The sequence below is a fragment of the Nocardia sp. NPDC055053 genome (assembly GCF_053608285.1).
On sequence record NZ_JBSGVD010000016.1, the window covers coordinates 22,052 to 37,623 of the forward strand.

Below are 15,572 nucleotides of genomic sequence, written 5' to 3' on the forward strand. Positions count from 1 at the left end.
GTGTCGTGCCGAAGTGCTACCTCGGGACGCGCCGGGTGAGCGAGTCGACGACCATGATCGCCGCGAGCAGACCGGCCAGGCCGATGAGGAAGATGTCCTCCACGTGGCCCTGGTGGTTGCCGATGGTCATGCCGAGCAGGGCCACGACGACGACCCAGCCCGCGATGCGGAAGGTCTTGCGCGACTCACCGCTCCAGCCCCATGCGGCCGAGGGCACCTCGGCGGGGTCGACGCTGGTGGCGACGGCGCGCTCGGTGCTGGCTGATTCGAGGTCCGTGGCGGCCACGATCGCTCCTTAGGGCTCGAGTTCTGGTTGGGCGAGTGGTCATATCGTGGCATACGACCGTCCGTCGTAGCCAGCAGCCCTGCCACAATGGGGCCGTGTCCCACCCAGCAACGCGTGCCGCACAAGGCCGCTCCACGTCCGCCGACCGCGTGAAGGTGCTGCTCCTCGGCAGTACCGGTTCGATCGGTACCCAGGCGCTCGAGGTGATCGCCGCCAATCCCGACCGCTTCGAGGTGGTCGGCCTCGCCGCACGCGGTGGCAATACCGCCCTGCTCGCGGAGCAGATGGCGGCCACCGGCACCCGCAATGTCGCCGTCGCCGATCCCGCCGCCGCGCAGGCGCTCGACCTCGAGCTCGGCGGCCCCGAGGCCGCGACCGAACTCGTGCGCCGCACCGACGCCGATGTCGTGCTCAACGCCCTGGTCGGCTCGCTGGGTCTCGGCCCGACCCTGGCCACGCTGGAAGCGGGGACCCGGCTCGCGCTGGCCAACAAAGAATCCCTCGTCGCCGGCGGCTCCCTGGTGACCCGCGCGGCCGCACCCGGCCAGATCGTCCCGGTCGATTCCGAACACTCCGCGCTCGCACAATGTCTGCGCGGCGGCCGGGCCGAGGAAGTCGCGCGTCTGGTCCTCACCGCTTCGGGCGGCCCGTTCCGCGGCTGGACCGCCGAGATGCTCGAATCGGTGAACCCCGCCGAGGCCAAGACCCACCCGACCTGGTCGATGGGCCCGATGAACACCCTGAACTCGGCGTCGCTGGTGAACAAGGGCCTCGAGCTGATCGAGACGCACCTGCTCTTCGGCGTCCCCTACGACCGCATCGACGTCACCGTGCACCCCCAGTCGATCGTGCACTCCATGGTCACCTTCACCGACGGCTCCACCCTCGCCCAGGCCAGCCCGCCGGACATGAAGCTGCCCATCGCCCTGGCCCTGGGCTGGCCCGACCGGGTTCCCGGCGCGGCCGCCGCGTGCGACTTCGGCACCGCGTCGACCTGGACGTTCGAACCGGTCGACGACAAGGTCTTCCCCGCCGTGCGCCTGGCCAGGCAGGCGGGCGAGGCGGGCGGCAGCGTCACCGCCGTCTACAACGCCGCCAACGAGGTCGCGGTGCAGGCCTTCCTCGACGGCAAGATCAGCTTCCCCGCGATCGTGCGCACCGTCACACAGGCGGTAGAGGCCGCCGACCGCTGGCAGGCGGAACCCGATACCCTGGACGACGTCCTCGCGGCCGACCGCTGGGCACGGCAGTACGCCACGGAAATCATCGCGTCCTGACACGACGCGAATCGACACAGGAGCCAGATGGTATTCGCGCTGGGGTTCGCGCTGTTCGCCCTCGGTATCACGATCTCGATCGCGCTGCACGAGTGCGGGCACATGTGGGCGGCGCAGGCCACCGGCATGAAGGTGCGCCGCTACTTCATCGGTTTCGGACCCAAGGTGTTCTCGTTCCGCCGTGGTGAGACCGAGTACGGCCTCAAGGCACTGCCGCTGGGCGGCTTCTGCGACATCGCGGGCATGACCGCGCTCGACGAGCTCGAGCCCGAAGAGGTCGACCGGGCGATGTATCGCCAGTCGACCTGGAAGCGCCTGGTCGTGATGTTCGGCGGTATCGCGATGAACTTCCTGCTCGGCTTCGTGCTGCTGGTCGTCCTGGCGATCGGCTGGGGGCTGCCGCAGCTCGAGCAGCCGCCAGCGACCTCGCTCGGCTCGATGAGCTGCGTCGCCCAGCAGAACGCCGATCAGACGATGCAGCCGTGTGCCGGCCCTGGTCCGGCGCAGCGGGCCGGTCTGCAGCGCGGCGACGTGGTGACCGCCGTGAACGGTGTGCCGGTGACGACCTGGGTGCAGTTCCAGGCCGAGACGCAGAAGCAGACCGGCACCTTCACCTACACGATCGAGCGCGACGGCAAGACGCTCACGGTGCCGGTGACCCCGGAGCGCACGATGCGGTACCCGAAGGAGGGCCCCAGCCGTGAGGTGAGCGCGGTCGGTGTCGGCCCTGACTTCGCGGAGCCCCAGCAATACGGACCGATCGCCGCGATCCCGGCGACCATCTCGTTCACCGGTGACTTCTTCGTCGAGACGGTGAAGTCGCTGGCCAAGATGCCGCAGAAGGTGACGGCGCTGTGGGAGGCGGTCACCGGCGGCGAACGTGACCCGGAAACCCCGGTCAGCGTCTACGGCGCCAGCCGCATCGGTGGCGAGACCGCAGAACGCGGCCTGTGGGGCATGTTCATCCTGGTCCTGGCCAGCCTGAACTTCTTCCTCGGCGCGTTCAACCTGCTGCCCTTGCTCCCGCTGGACGGCGGGCACATCGCGGTCGTGCTCTACGAGAAGGTCAGGGACACGATCCGGTCCTTGCGTGGCAAGGCCCCCGCCGGTCCGGTGGACTATCTGAAACTGCTCCCCGTGACGTATGTGGCGGTGGTGATCGGTGGTGCGTTCATGCTGCTGACCCTGGCCGCCGACATCGTCAACCCGATCCGCCTACCCTGATCCGCGTCCGCCCGCTGTCGTGCCCCTCACAGGGCGCCGCGGGTACCGGCGCGACTAAGCTCGGCAGCAACAATCCCGGTCGAATCGACACACGTACGAAAGAAGGCAGCCGAAGGTGACCAGCACAATCGGATTGGGGATGCCCGCCGCCCCCGCTGCTGTTCTCGCACCGCGGCGCAAGACCCGCCAGCTGATGGTGGGCAATGTCGGCGTCGGTAGCGACTCGCCGATTTCGGTGCAGTCGATGACCACCACCAGGACCCACGACATCAACGCGACGCTGCAGCAGATCGCCGAGCTGACCGCGTCCGGCTGCGACATCGTCCGGGTGGCCTGTCCCCGCCAGGAAGACGCCGACGCGCTCGCCACCATCGCGAAGAAGTCGCAGATCCCGGTGATCGCCGACATCCACTTCCAGCCGCGCTACATCTTCGCCGCGATCGACGCCGGGTGCGCCGCGGTCCGGGTGAACCCGGGCAACATCAAGGAGTTCGACGGCCGGGTCGGCGAGGTCGCCAAGGCCGCGGGCGCCGCGGGCATCCCGATCCGCATCGGCGTCAACGCCGGTTCGCTGGACAAGCGGATGCTGGAGAAGTACGGCAAGGCCACCCCGGAAGCGCTCGTCGAGTCGGCGCTGTGGGAAGCGAGCCTGTTCGAGGACCACGGGTTCGGCGACATCAAGATCTCGGTCAAGCACAACGACCCGGTGATCATGGTGGAGGCCTACCGGCAGCTGGCCGCGCAGAGCGACTACCCGCTGCACCTCGGGGTCACCGAGGCGGGCCCGGCGTTCCAGGGCACGATCAAGTCGGCGGTGGCCTTCGGCGCGCTGCTGAGCGAGGGCATCGGTGACACGATCCGGGTCTCGCTGTCGGCGCCGCCCGCCGAGGAGGTCAAGGTCGGCGGCCAGATCCTGCAGTCGCTGAACCTGCGCCCGCGCAAGCTCGAGATCGTGTCGTGCCCGTCGTGCGGTCGCGCCCAGGTCGACGTCTACACCCTCGCCGACGCCGTCGCCGCTGGCCTGGACGGGCTCGAGGTGCCCTTGCGCGTCGCGGTGATGGGCTGCGTCGTGAACGGTCCCGGCGAGGCGCGTGAGGCCGATCTCGGTGTCGCCTCGGGCAACGGCAAGGGCCAGATCTTCGTCAAGGGCGAGGTCATCAAGACGGTGCCGGAAGCCCAGATCGTGGAGACGCTGATCGAAGAGGCGATGCGCATCGCCGAGGAGATGGGCGAGCAGCCCGGCGGCGAACCGGTCGTCACCGTCGGGTGAGACGGCGGGCCGGAGGCGGTAGCGCAGCGTCACCACGTAGGCCCTCGCGAACCCGACGATTCGATGCAGCCGGCGCACCGCCCTTTCACGGTCGGGCGTCGGATTCCGCGGACCCGTACCACTCGGCGTGCTTTCGTGGCAGGCTGGTGCCGTGCGGAGTCTGCTGGAGCCGACGCGACGGTCCAAAACCGCGCCAGCGCGCCCGGTGTCGGTCCGAGATCTGGCCGAGGTGCTGCGTGTCCTGGACGCAGACCCGGTGGCCACCTGCATGATCGCCGCCAGGGTCCAGGAGTTCGGTCTCGACGCGCGCTCCGGTCTCGGCGAGTTGTGGAGCCGCGGCGGGCCAGCGGACTCGCTGTGCTTCTCCGGCGCGAACCTGATGCCGCTGCGCGGTGACCAGCAGGCCCTTCGCGCGTTCGCCGAACGCGCGGCGCGCTGGCCGCGGGTGTGTTCCTCGGTGGTCGGCAGGCAGGAACTCGCGCTGCCGCTGTGGGAACTGCTGCTGCCCAAGTGGGGGCCCGCCCGGGATCTGCGCGCCGATCAGCCGCTGCTCGCGCTCGCATCGCCCGCGTCGGCCAGGCCCGACGGCGGCGTGCGCCGGGTCAGGCCCGACGAGATCGATCGCTACCTGACCGCCGCGATCGCGATGTTCATCGAGGAGGTCGGCGTCGACCCGCGCGCGGGCGACGGTGGCCGCGGCTATCGGCGGCGGATCAAGAGCCTGATCGAATCAGGAAGGGCCTGGGCACGTTTCGAGGACGGCGTGGTCGTCTACAAGGCGGAGATCGGCGCGCTGTCGCGGCGGACCGGCCAGATCCAGGGCGTGTGGGTGCATCCCGAGTTCCGTGGCTCCGGCGTCGGCACGGCGGGCACGGCCACGGTCGCGAATGCTGTTGTCGCGACGGGACGTACGGCCAGCCTGTATGTCAACGACTACAACCAGATCGCCCGACGTGCCTACAGCCGTGTGGGTTTCCGCCAGATCGCCACCTTCGCCACGGTGCTCGTCGACTGAATCCTCCGCGCGTGTACGGCGCCGTCATCCGGGGTTTGCTGCCCGGTCGCGGCTACGATCGGTGCCGATGAGGACACGGATGGTAACCACGTTCGCGGTGGCCGCCCTCGCGGTGGCGGCGACCGCCTGCTCCTCCGGCCCGCAGGGACCGGTGCCCGCCGCCGACGCCTTCGCCGAGGCATTCGCCGACCGCGATCTCGTCGCGGCCGCCGGGCTGACCAGCTCGCCCGAGAAGGCAACGGCCGCACTGACTTCGACGTGGCAGGCGCTGCAGGCCGAGAAGCTGGAGATCAGGACCGGCGACGCCCGCGTCAGCGGTGACACCGCAACGGTCGACTACACCTATGCCTGGACCCTGCCCAGGGGACGCCAGTGGACCTACACCGGCGAACTGCAGATGGGCCGCAGCGGTGGCCGCTGGCTGGTCCGCTGGACCTCGGCCGACATCCACCCCAAACTCGGCGACACCCAGACGCTGGAACTGCGCACCGCGCCCGCGCCGCGCGCGCGGGTCAACGAATCGGCGGGCAGCGATGTCCTGGTGCCGGGCAAGGTGTCCCGCGTTCGCTTCGATGTGGCCGAGGCAGCCGACCCGGACCGGGTGGCGGGGGCGCTCGCCGCGGCACTGAGCCGGATCGATCCGGTCGCCTATACCCCGCAGTCGATCCTGACCGCCGCGCGCAAGGCCGATGCGCCGTATTCGGTGATCCTGCTCAACGAGTACGAGGCCGAGACCATCGGCGGTGAACTGATCGGGTTGCCCGGGGTCACCCTGACCCAGGAGTGGGACATGGTGCCCACCGATCGCAAGTTCGCACCCGACCTGCTCACCCAGATCCGTAAGACGGTGATCGCCGAGGTCGACGGCAAGGCGGGCTGGAGCGTGGTCACCCGCAATGCCAACGGCGCCGATCTCGATGTGCTGCACGAGGTTCCGGCCCAGCCCGCACCCTCGTTCGCACTGAGCATCGACCGGTTCGTGCAGAACTCCGCGCAGCGCGCGGTGGACCTGCGCACCGAGCAGACCATGATGGTGGTGCTCCGCCCGTCGACCGGTGCGATCCTCGCGGTCGCCCAGAACAAGTACGCCGATCGGGACGGCCCGGTGGCAACGAGCGGCCAGTATCCGCCCGGCTCGATCTTCAAGACGGTGACGGCCTCGGCCGTGATGGCGGAGGGCATCGCCACGCCGGAGACCGTGCTGCCGTGCCCGAGCCACACCACCATCGGCGAGCGCACGATCCCCAACTACAACCTCTTCTCCGTCGGCGAGGTGCCGATGGCGACCGCCTACGAGCGGTCCTGCAACACCACCTTCGCGCGGCTGGCGAGCAGGCTCGACAGCACCGCACTCACCGAGGCCGCCGCCCGCCTCGGCATCGGCCAGGACTACAAGGTGGAGGGGCTGCCGACCATGTCGGGCTCGGTGCCACCCGCCGAGGAACTCGTGCAGCGCGCCGAGGACGGCATCGGCCAGGGCCGGGTGGTGGTGAGCCCGTTCGGGATGGCGGTGATGGCGGCGACGGTCGCGCACGGGTCGGCGCCGGTGCCGTATCTGATCGCGGGCCGGCCGACCGAGATCACCGGTGACCGGCCCGCGATCGACCAGGCCGTGGTTGACGGCCTGCGCTCGATGATGCGCATGGTGGTCACCGGCGGCACCGCCGAACGGATCAGGGATCAGGGCGAGGTGTACGGCAAGACCGGCGAGGCCGAGGTCGACGGCGGGTCGCACTCGTGGTTCGTCGGCTACCGCGGGGATATGGCGTTCGCGACGCTGCTGGTCAAGGGTGGCAGCTCCGACAATGCCGTCGCCGTAACGCGCGACATGTTCGTGGCGCTGCCGCCCGGCTACTGAGCGGGGGTCTCGGTCGCCAGCCGCACCACCGCGAGGGAACTGCTCTCGGAATGGGCCGTCGCCATGTTGTGCGAGACGTTGTAGCTCGCAACGGGTTCGGGTGCGGCGTTGGTGCCTGCGCCCTCGAGAAGGTCGATGGCGGCCGCGCCGCCCAGAATCATTCCGGCAGTGGTCAAGATCAGGGTGGAACGCCTCATGGTCCGTCTCCCTCGTTCAGGGTTTCGACGTGCTTTCCCGGGCAGCCTTTCGATTGTCTGGCGGTTAGCTGTTGCTTGAACCGTAGAACGCTGATCACAAACGCAACAGGCGGCGACAGCAAGCGACACCTAATTGTTGCGTTATGTGCGGGCGTGTTCGAACACAACCGGTATGTGACCGTGATGAAACGGTGAATGATCGGTATCGATCGCGCGAATGCGCAGTTCAGTGGCCGTGTCTGGGTAATATTTCGAATTCGGCGACGGTCACGCGCGTTGCAGAGTTGCGGCCAGATGATGTTGCAGGGACTCGCCGACGGCGGCCATTCGCAGCGTGTAGTCGATGGTGTCGCCGGTCACGTGGAATGAGCGGCCGAGGGCGGTAACCGATTTCGCTGATCCGGACCGGCCGATATTCGTCGAGTTCAATTCGAGGCGAATTCCGTCGACGGTTTCGGTGATCGTGCCCTCGCTGATCTCGGTGATCCCGGTGGGGTGGGCGAGCATCAGCTCAACCCGGCCGGGCGCTGGACAGCGCAGGTAGCCGGTCTCGGCGTGCATCGGCCTGCCGTCGGACGCCGACTTGGTTCGCTGCCGGTAGGTGATGAACGGCTTGCCGAGATGCCCGAAGATGATCTCCTCGACATAGTCGAACGGTTCGATGGTCGGGTACTCGCCGTGGCCGCGGCCACGCCAGCTGCCGAGCAGCGGGGCCAGGGCGGCGATGTCGGGGTGCGGGGCGACGGGGGCGGAGGGTTCGACCACGGGCGACAGCTTAGACCTGGCACGGGTGCGACGGTCACGGCACGCCGAGGCCGCCGTCAGGCTAAGGTCAGCCTCGCCTGAAACGCCGTCCGGCGGAGGCGAAAGGATAGAACGTGAACGGACATGTGAGGGGTACCCGCGGGGTACGGTCCGGGCTGGTGCGCGGTGTGGTTCTCGGTGCGGCCCTGCTCCTTGCCGCGGCGTGCTCGGGCAACGAGCCCGCAGGCGACGATGTCGCCGCGCTCGACGGCAACCGGTACAGCCAGACCAACCTGGCGGCCAACAAGGACTCCTACCACGCCCAGTTCACTTTTCCGGACCTGGTCAACGCCTGGGGCGTGGCCGATCGCCCCAAGGGCGCGGGCGGTCACTTCTGGGTCGGCGCGGGCGGCAAGTCGTACCAGTTCATCGGTGACGTGCACTCCTCGTCGGACCCCAAGCTGCAGAAGCTGTTCCAGGATCAGCTCAAGCTCGTCGGCGTGCCCGGCGCCGACGCCGACACCTCCGACAAGAGCGCGGGCAAGACCACCGGCGTGGTCTTCAACCCGGCGCCGATCACCTCCGACCTGTTCGCCGTGCGCGACCAGTGGGTCGATGTCGACGGCATGCCGGTCCCGCTCGGCGGCTCCTCGCGCTTCATCTTCGCCACCGACTCCGGCAAGCTCTCGGCCTGGACCGAGCAGGCACCCGACGGCGCGATCGTGCGTCGCGACGGCGGCGCGAACCAGGTGTTCGACGGTTCGGCGCAGGGCATGGCGTTCTTCGGCATCGCGCTCGCCCCGTCCGGTGACAAGCTGCTCGCCGCCGACTTCGGCACCGACCCGCAGGTCCGCACGTTCGACAAGTTCTGGCAGCCGGTGGCGACCACCGGTTTCGCCAACCCCTTCGCCACCGGCGACGTGATCGACCCGGCCACGCCCGAGAAGGGCAAGAAGGTCAAGCCGGGCGACCCGGCGCCGTTCAACATCACCACCCTGGGCAGCCGGGTGTTCGTGTCCTACGCGGTGACCAAGCCCGACGAGAAGGCCCCGGCGAAGTTCGACAAGGCCGAAGAGGACGCCCTCGACGCCGAGGCCGACAAGGCCTCGAACGGCAAGCCGGACAAGGGCAAGGTCGCCGAGTTCGACGCCGCTGGCAAGCTGGTGCGGATCATCGACGACGGCGGCAGGCTCAACGCGCCGTGGGGTGTCGCGATCGCGCCGTCGAACTTCGGTGCGCTCTCGGGCAAGCTGCTGATCGGCAACTTCGGTGGCCTCGGCCGCGTGCTTGCCTACGACGACACCACCGGCACCTTCGTCGACTACCTGCGCGACGGTGACGCGAAGCCGGTCGAGATCGCCGGGCTGTGGGCGCTGATGTTCGGCAACGGGGAGAGCCTGGGGGATGCGAACGCGCTGTACTTCACGGCGGGCCCCGAGGACGAAAAGGACGGCCTCTTCGGCAGCCTCCGAGTGCAGTAGCTGGGCTGTGCCGCCTCTCCGGGTATTCAGGCCAGACTCAGGTGCGTGGTCGACCAGGCGGGCGGCCGGCGGGATGTGGGTGGTCCAGGTAGCCCGTGCCCGGTGAGTTACCCATGTGCTTTCGAGATCAGTGGTTGCGAGGGCGGGCCCACCGGACAATTCGAGTGTCCGGTGGGCGATCGCTTCCGTCTTTGCGCGTTGTGCGGGACAGTGGGGGCGGAATGATTGCCGGGTGTGCGCCATCGCGTGCGGCGGTGTCTTCGTTCCGCCGCACGCGATGACGCTCCCACCGGGGTGTCGTGGCCGATCCGGAGGTATGCCAGATGAAGGTTTCGCGTGGTGACGTCGTCGGTGCGGCGGGGGAGCGGTGAGATGCGGCAGTCGGCTCGGGGGTCGATGCTGCCCGGTCGCGATGTGCTGCTCGCGGCGTTTCGTGGTTTGCCACACGATGACCATCCGATGCTCGACGCGGCGGGCGAGCTGGCCCAGCTGCACGAGATGCGGGAGCGGACACCGCTGAGCGAGTCCGCCCCGATCGACCGGCGCAGGGCGCAGCTCATGCGGGCGATCGACCGCTGGGTGATCCTGGCGGCTCCGGTGCCCTTCGCCGCGGCCGACGAGCACTGCGAGACCCTGGGCGGACTGGTCGACCGGCTGGCCAGGCACAGCACCCAGACGTTCGTCGCGCTGGCCGGTGCGCCCGACTCGGTCTACTACGACGAATGGGTCCGGCTCGACGATCTCGCCGACAGCTATCAGCGTCTCGTCGACGATCTGTGGGCAGGAGTGCGCCGCCTGCCGGCGCACACGTACTGATGCCCCCGAAACGCTTGGGCCGGTTGAGTTTTCGTACGACGTATCCTTGGGCGTGAGCATTCACGCTGATTCGTCCGGCACCGGGCCCGACCCTGCCTGCGCGTGGTCACCGGATCGGCCCGACGCGTGTCCGGCGGTGTCCGCCGTCGACGGCGGAAGCGCCGGGTCGTCGGCCCTGTCGGTCGTATTGCCGATTCGTCCGCGCACCGCGTCCGTCGACGGAGCCCCGCTGTTCTGTGTGGCCGGTGAAGCGGGACTGGCCTGGAATTACGCCGGTCTGGTCACCCACATCGATCCCCGTGTCCCGATCTACGGGCTGCAAGCCCCCGATGCCCCGGCCCCGCGCACGATCCGCGAATACGCCGCACGCTATGTCGCCGAGATCCGCCGGATCGCCCCGCACGGTCCCTACCAGCTGCTCGGCTGGTCAGCGGGCGGTTTCGTCGCCCACGAGATCGCGGTGCTGTTGCGTGCCGTCGGGGACCACGTCCGGGTCGTCCTACTCGACGCCGACCCCGGCGGGAACAGAGCCGTTCCACCGCAACGGCTCTCGGCCGGGATATACGTGGCCCGATTCGGCCCGCTGCTCGGTGTCGAGACCGAAACGGCCGACCTGACCGCCGACGAGACCGCCGCGGTCGTCACCGCCGCCCTTGCCGGAACCGTGGAACTCACCGGCGCCGACCTGGACCGGCTCGCCGCCGCGGCCGACACGGTGGCACGGATGGTGGCAGGCCATCGCCCCTCGCTCACGACCGGCGACCTGACGGTGTGCGTCGCAGGCCGCGCCTCCGACGGCGCCCACCGGCCGGATCCGGAAGAGGCGGTGCGGAACTGGAAACCCCACGTCGAAGGCACGATCACCGGCTATGTACTCGACGCCGCACCTGACGAGCTGACGGCACCCGAGTCCCTACCCGAGATTGCCCGTATCCTCGGCACGACGTGAGTAGCCGGGCGCGATCGACGCGCGCCCCGTGAGCGGTTTCCGGCGGGCCGCTATCGACCAGGATCGATGCGCGCCGCGATGTCGTCGCGCGCTTTCTGGATCAGAACGGCCGAGTCGCGCGGGCTGAGCGCCATGGCCCGCAGTTGGTCGAAGATCACGCCGAAGCGGCGGATCTCCGAGTGTCCCTCGACCAGATCGTGAATCGACATACTCTCCACGTACACCAGTTCGGGGTCGACCGGGTTCCGGAAATCGAGCAGGGTGAACGAGCCTGCCATCCCGGGGTGGGCTCCCGCGTCGAACGGCAAGACCTGCAGGATGACGTTCTTGCGCTTGGTCTCGAGCAGCAGTCGGTCGAGCTGACCGACCATCGTGGCCGGTCCGCCGACAACCCTCCGGATCGCCGCCTCGTCCATCACCACCCACAGCTCCAGCGGTTCTTCCTTGGTGAGGTTGACGGCGCGGTCCATCCTCGCCTGTGCCCTGCTCTCCATCACCGACGCGTCGAGCCGTGGCATCGAGGTATCGATCACCGCGGCGGCGTAGTCGAACGTCTGCAACAGGCCGGGCACAGTCGATGTCTGGTACTGGCGCGCCGACAGTGCCTCCGCTTCGAAATTGATGTAAGTGGCGTATACCTCGGACAACGCACCCTCATAGGCGTGCGACATACCGGGTTTGAGCGCGTCGGTGAGCAGGCTGAGCGCTTCGTCGCGCGTTTTCTCGTTGACCTGATACAGGTCGAGCATCGCGCCGAGAGTGCGGCGTTGCGGCCGAGCCTGAGCCATTTCGATGCGATACAGCGTGGTCACATTGATGCCGGTACGAGCGCTGACATCTTCCTTGCTCAGACCCGCGGTTTCGCGCAACTCGCGCAACATGGCGGCGAGCCGGCGCAGCCGGACGGTCAGTGTCGTGCGCTTGCCTGCCATGGTTCCCCTTCGCCTGTGGCGCGCTTCGTGAATCGCATTATTGCGCTGTGGGGCGCCGATGTCACGCGATCGGCGAAGAAGGCAGGCCATCGCGCATAGCCGGAGGTCGGCGCGCTGGAAGACACGCCGTAAAGCCCTGCCGCCCTTCGGATGTGACCGCCGGTTCTGTCAGGGTGGCTTTACTGCAGGAGTGACAACGCAATCTTGCGTTTTGCCTTGTGAGCGAGCATGATCCAGTTAGCCTGGTTGCGAGCAATCCGAACAGAAGACCGGGATAACCGAATCGAGAGCCAATCATGTTGGTACACAAATCTTGGGTGTCGGGTGAATTCGGGGCGTTGCGATGAGCGCGCCGGTGATGGGGGTACTGCCGACTGCGCCGCAATTGTTGTGCGCATTCCAGGGCAGGCGTTTTCAAGATCGAGAATTGTTGCGTTCGGCGCACGCACTGGCTGAACTGCACGAACGGCGCGCGCAGGTGCGCGATGCCGCATTGATCGCCGAAATCGACTGCCGTCGCAGCGAACTCGTCGACGACATCAACGACTGGATCGTGCAGGAGATCCCGTTGCATCGCAACGGCGCGTCACTGCACACCGAGAGTCTTGGCGCCGTCGTCGACCGGATGGCGCGCAGCTGGGTTGATGCCAACCAGGCCATCGACATCGACGGTGCGCGCAGCGACAGCACGCACAAGCACTGGTACCACCTTGCCGAGCTGGTCGACGGCTACACCGATCTGGTCACCGATGTGGCAGGCGGCAGGCGCAGGCTGCCTGAGCAGTAAGCCGTCACGCGTGCTCGGGTGACAGCATCGCCTCGAAGGCGATGCGGTCACCCCGGTACAGCGATCGCACCCGTTCGATCGGTGCGCCGTCGGCGTCGGCACTGCGCCGGTGCAGCAACAGCATGGGCAGCGCGGTGGTGCATTCGAGCAGTCCTGCCTCGCGCGGCGCGGCGAGCACGGTTTCGATGCGTTCGCGCGCGGCGGCGAATGCGACGCCGGTCGCGCGGATCGCCGCGTACAGCGAGGTGGTCGGGTCATAGCTACCGCGCAGGCCGGCGAAACGGGGCAGCGGCAGGTAGGTGCTCTCCAAACCGATGCGTTCGCCGTCGGCGAGCAGCACCCGTTCCAGGTGCATCACCTCGGTACCCGGCTCCAGTTCCAGGTCGGCGGCGGTCTCCGCGTCGGCGGGGACGTCTTCCCAGGCGACGAGAATGCGTCCGGGTGTGCGGCCGAGTTTGATCGCGCCCTCGGTATAGGAGTGCAGCGACAGCGGCTGGGTGAGTTTCGGGCGCGAGACCACGGTGCCCCGGCCGCGGCGGCGAATCTTGCCCTCCACCAGTAGTTCTCGCAGTGCCTGGCGCACCGTCTCGCGGGCGACGCCGAAGCGGGCGGCGAGGTCGCGTTCGGACGGCACCGGGTCGCCTTCGCCGAGATCGGCCAGGATGGCGTCGATTTCGGTGCGAACCAGGAACACCTTGGGAACGCGCGTCGTGTGCGGTGCTTCCATGCCGTCCAGCCTACATGGATTGGTCTATACCAAAATTTAACCTGCCGTTCTCGCTGCCCACACCTATCGGTCTAGACCATTTGCCACCATCGTCGGCATGCGATTGGTCATCATCGGTGGCGGAATACTCGGCACCGCACACGCCTGGGCGGCGATCGCCCGTGGCCACGAGGTCGTTCAGCTCGAACGCGAACGTGCGGCACGCGGTGCGACAGTGCGCAACTTCGGCCTGGTCTGGGTCTCCGGCCGGGCGGCGGGGGAGCTGGAGCTGACCCTGCGTTCGCGGAAGCTGTGGGAGGAGATCGGCGGCCGGGTCGCCGGTGTCGGTTTCCGTCCGGCCGGGTCGATCACGCTGGTGCGCACCCCCGCCGAGCTCGCCGTCGCCGAGGCCGCGGCAGCGGGTGCGACGGCGCGGGCGCGTGGCTTCGCCCTCCTCGATCCCGGCGAGGTGCGCGTGCTCAACCCGGCGCTGCGTGGCAAATACCTTGCCGGACTGCACTGCTCAACGGATGCCGCGGTGGAATCGCGCCAGGCGCTGCCCGCGCTGCGTGCCCACATGGCGAGGAGTGGCCGCTACACCTTCCATGAGGGCACCGAGGCTCGTTCGGTACTCGATACCGGATCGGGTGCTGTCGTCGTGGACGATCACGGCCGCCGCCACGAGGCCGATCTGGTCGTGCACTGCCCCGGCGCCGCGCACTCCGGCCTCACCCGCGAGCTCGCCGGTGAACTGCCGGTGCGCCGGGTCCGGCTGCAAATGATGCAGACCGCGCCGCTGGGCGAACCGCTCACCACCGCGATCGCCGACGGCGACAGCTTCCGCTACTACCCGGGTTACGCAGGCGCCGAAGTGGATTCGCTCGCCGCCGAGCAGTCCCAGACCGCGACCGCCGCCGAGCACAGGATGCAGCTGCTGTGTGTGCAGCGCCTGCACGGCGGCCTGACCATCGGTGACACCCACGAATACACCGAGCCGTTCGCCTTCGACGTCGACGAGGCGCCCTACGACCACCTCACCGAGGTGACCGAGGAGCTGCTCGGCCGCAAGCTGCCGCCGGTCGTGCGCCGCTGGGCAGGTGTCTACAGCCAGAGCGTCGACCCCGACGCCATCGTCACCCGGGTGCAAGCCGACACCAATGTCTGGGTCGTCACCGGCCCCGGCGGCCGCGGCATGACGCTGGGCCCCGCCATCGGCGAGCAGACCGCCGACCAGCTCGGATTGTGAGGACAACCATGCCGGACAACAGGATTCAGCTCGCCGTCCTCGACATGGCAGGCACCACCGTCGCCGACGGCGGACTGGTGCTGCGCGCCTTCGACGTCGCCGCGACCGCCGCCGGGATCGATACCGAAGGCCCGCGCCGCGACGCGGCCCGCCAGTACGTGGTCGAGACGATGGGACAGTCCAAGATCGCGGTGTTCCGCGCGCTGCTCGGTGACGAGAACGCCGCCCAGGCAGGCAATCTCGCCTTCGAGGCAGCCTACGACGCCCTGATCGACGAGGCCGACATCGCGCCCGTGCCCGGTGCGGTCGAGGCGATCACCGCGCTGCGTGCGGCGGGCGTGCGGGTCGCGCTGACCACCGGATTCAGCCGCGGCACTCAGGACAAGCTGCTGGCCGCCCTCGGCTGGGCCGATCTGGTCGACCTCACCCTCGCGCCCTTGGACGCGGGCCGCGGGCGCCCCTACCCCGACATGGTCCTGGCCGCGGCCCTTCGCCTCGGCGTCGACGCCGTCGACCGGATCGCCGTGCTCGGTGACACCACCAGCGACATCGCGACCGGCCTCGCCGCGGGCGCCGGCATCGTCGCGGGCACCCTCACCGGCGCGCACACCGCCGACCAGCTGCGCGCGGCGGGAGCCACCCACGTGGTCGCCTCGGTCGCCGAGTTCCCCGCACTCGTTCTCTGATCGCGTGCCGCGGCAGCCGTCGCGGTATGTCCCACCGTTCCGTCGACAACAAGCCGAAAGTTGCTGTAATCGTGCGTACTTCCCTCACCGCGCGCAGC

The 15,572-nt window shown here is 68.8% G+C and carries 16 protein-coding genes; 11 read left to right on the forward strand and 5 right to left on the reverse strand.

The annotated features are described in order from the left end of the window. Positions 1 to 16: 16 nt before the first annotated feature. On the reverse strand, positions 17 to 286 hold the full coding sequence (locus tag ACWF82_RS18360) for a DUF2631 domain-containing protein (protein WP_189024350.1): 270 nt from the start codon (positions 284 to 286) through the stop codon (positions 17 to 19). A gap of 95 nt (positions 287 to 381) precedes the next feature. On the opposite strand from ACWF82_RS18360, the gene dxr reads away from it, so the two are divergent. The 5 genes from dxr (at position 382) to ACWF82_RS18385 (ending at position 6,930) form a co-directional block, all read left to right on the forward strand. Then, entirely contained in the window at positions 382 to 1,563 is a 1,182-nt protein-coding gene (gene dxr / locus ACWF82_RS18365) for a 1-deoxy-D-xylulose-5-phosphate reductoisomerase (RefSeq protein ID WP_379304713.1), read from the forward strand. Between the two features lie 27 nt (positions 1,564 to 1,590). Further along, the gene (locus tag ACWF82_RS18370) at positions 1,591 to 2,787 is read left to right on the forward strand and encodes a M50 family metallopeptidase (RefSeq protein WP_452502579.1); all 1,197 of its coding nucleotides are present in this window, start codon (positions 1,591 to 1,593) and stop codon (positions 2,785 to 2,787) included. 115 nt (positions 2,788 to 2,902) lie between these two features. Further along, positions 2,903 to 4,057 carry a flavodoxin-dependent (E)-4-hydroxy-3-methylbut-2-enyl-diphosphate synthase gene (ispG, locus tag ACWF82_RS18375; RefSeq protein ID WP_452502581.1) on the forward strand — a complete coding sequence of 385 codons (1,155 nt, stop codon included), beginning with the start codon at positions 2,903 to 2,905 and terminating at the stop codon, positions 4,055 to 4,057. A 151-nt stretch (positions 4,058 to 4,208) separates the two neighbouring features. Next, positions 4,209 to 5,072, forward strand: coding sequence for a GNAT family N-acetyltransferase (locus ACWF82_RS18380; protein ID WP_452502583.1), 864 nt, complete (start codon positions 4,209 to 4,211; stop codon positions 5,070 to 5,072). Positions 5,073 to 5,151: 79 nt separating this feature from the next. Beyond that, complete coding sequence (locus ACWF82_RS18385; RefSeq protein ID WP_452502585.1) at positions 5,152 to 6,930, forward strand: penicillin-binding transpeptidase domain-containing protein; 1,779 nt, start codon at positions 5,152 to 5,154, stop codon at positions 6,928 to 6,930. Here ACWF82_RS18385 and ACWF82_RS18390 read toward each other — a convergent pair. Both ACWF82_RS18390 and ACWF82_RS18395 read right to left on the reverse strand, forming a co-directional pair. Beyond that, positions 6,924 to 7,127 (reverse strand): hypothetical protein, encoded by a 204-nt coding sequence (locus tag ACWF82_RS18390; RefSeq protein ID WP_452502587.1) that lies wholly within the window; start codon positions 7,125 to 7,127, stop codon positions 6,924 to 6,926. The genes ACWF82_RS18385 and ACWF82_RS18390 overlap by 7 nt on opposite strands. Before the next feature lie 267 nt (positions 7,128 to 7,394). Beyond that, positions 7,395 to 7,892, reverse strand: a complete 498-nt coding sequence (locus ACWF82_RS18395; RefSeq protein WP_452502589.1) for a peroxynitrite isomerase — start codon at positions 7,890 to 7,892, stop codon at positions 7,395 to 7,397. Positions 7,893 to 8,005: 113 nt separating this feature from the next. Here ACWF82_RS18395 and ACWF82_RS18400 point away from each other — a divergent pair, with 113 nt between their 5' ends. The 3 genes from ACWF82_RS18400 to ACWF82_RS18410 all read left to right on the forward strand — a co-directional run bounded on the left by ACWF82_RS18400 (position 8,006) and on the right by ACWF82_RS18410 (position 11,117). Continuing rightward, on the forward strand, positions 8,006 to 9,352 hold the full coding sequence (locus ACWF82_RS18400; protein ID WP_452502591.1) for a TIGR03118 family protein: 1,347 nt from the start codon (positions 8,006 to 8,008) through the stop codon (positions 9,350 to 9,352). 372 nt (positions 9,353 to 9,724) lie between these two features. Beyond that, a complete protein-coding gene (locus tag ACWF82_RS18405) occupies positions 9,725 to 10,168 on the forward strand; it encodes a hypothetical protein (protein ID WP_452502593.1) in 444 nt (147 codons plus the stop codon). 52 nt (positions 10,169 to 10,220) lie between these two features. Next, positions 10,221 to 11,117, forward strand: a complete 897-nt coding sequence (locus ACWF82_RS18410) for a thioesterase domain-containing protein (RefSeq protein ID WP_452502595.1) — start codon at positions 10,221 to 10,223, stop codon at positions 11,115 to 11,117. A gap of 50 nt (positions 11,118 to 11,167) precedes the next feature. Here the strand turns inward: ACWF82_RS18410 and ACWF82_RS18415 are convergent, their stop codons facing one another. After that, on the reverse strand, positions 11,168 to 12,049 hold the full coding sequence (locus tag ACWF82_RS18415) for a helix-turn-helix domain-containing protein (RefSeq protein WP_452502597.1): 882 nt from the start codon (positions 12,047 to 12,049) through the stop codon (positions 11,168 to 11,170). Between the two features lie 427 nt (positions 12,050 to 12,476). On the opposite strand from ACWF82_RS18415, the gene ACWF82_RS18420 reads away from it, so the two are divergent. Further along, positions 12,477 to 12,836, forward strand: coding sequence for a DUF4254 domain-containing protein (locus ACWF82_RS18420; protein ID WP_379030832.1), 360 nt, complete (start codon positions 12,477 to 12,479; stop codon positions 12,834 to 12,836). A 4-nt stretch (positions 12,837 to 12,840) separates the two neighbouring features. On the opposite strand, the gene ACWF82_RS18425 is transcribed toward ACWF82_RS18420, so the two are convergent. Then, positions 12,841 to 13,563: a GntR family transcriptional regulator gene (locus ACWF82_RS18425; protein ID WP_452502599.1), complete on the reverse strand. Its 723-nt coding sequence runs from the start codon at positions 13,561 to 13,563 to the stop codon at positions 12,841 to 12,843. 97 nt (positions 13,564 to 13,660) lie between these two features. Here ACWF82_RS18425 and ACWF82_RS18430 point away from each other — a divergent pair, with 97 nt between their 5' ends. Both ACWF82_RS18430 and ACWF82_RS18435 read left to right on the forward strand, forming a co-directional pair. After that, a complete protein-coding gene (locus ACWF82_RS18430; protein WP_452502601.1) occupies positions 13,661 to 14,788 on the forward strand; it encodes a TIGR03364 family FAD-dependent oxidoreductase in 1,128 nt (375 codons plus the stop codon). Between the two features lie 8 nt (positions 14,789 to 14,796). Continuing rightward, entirely contained in the window at positions 14,797 to 15,474 is a 678-nt protein-coding gene (locus ACWF82_RS18435; RefSeq protein WP_452502603.1) for a phosphonatase-like hydrolase, read from the forward strand. The last annotated feature ends 98 nt before the right edge of the window (positions 15,475 to 15,572 follow it).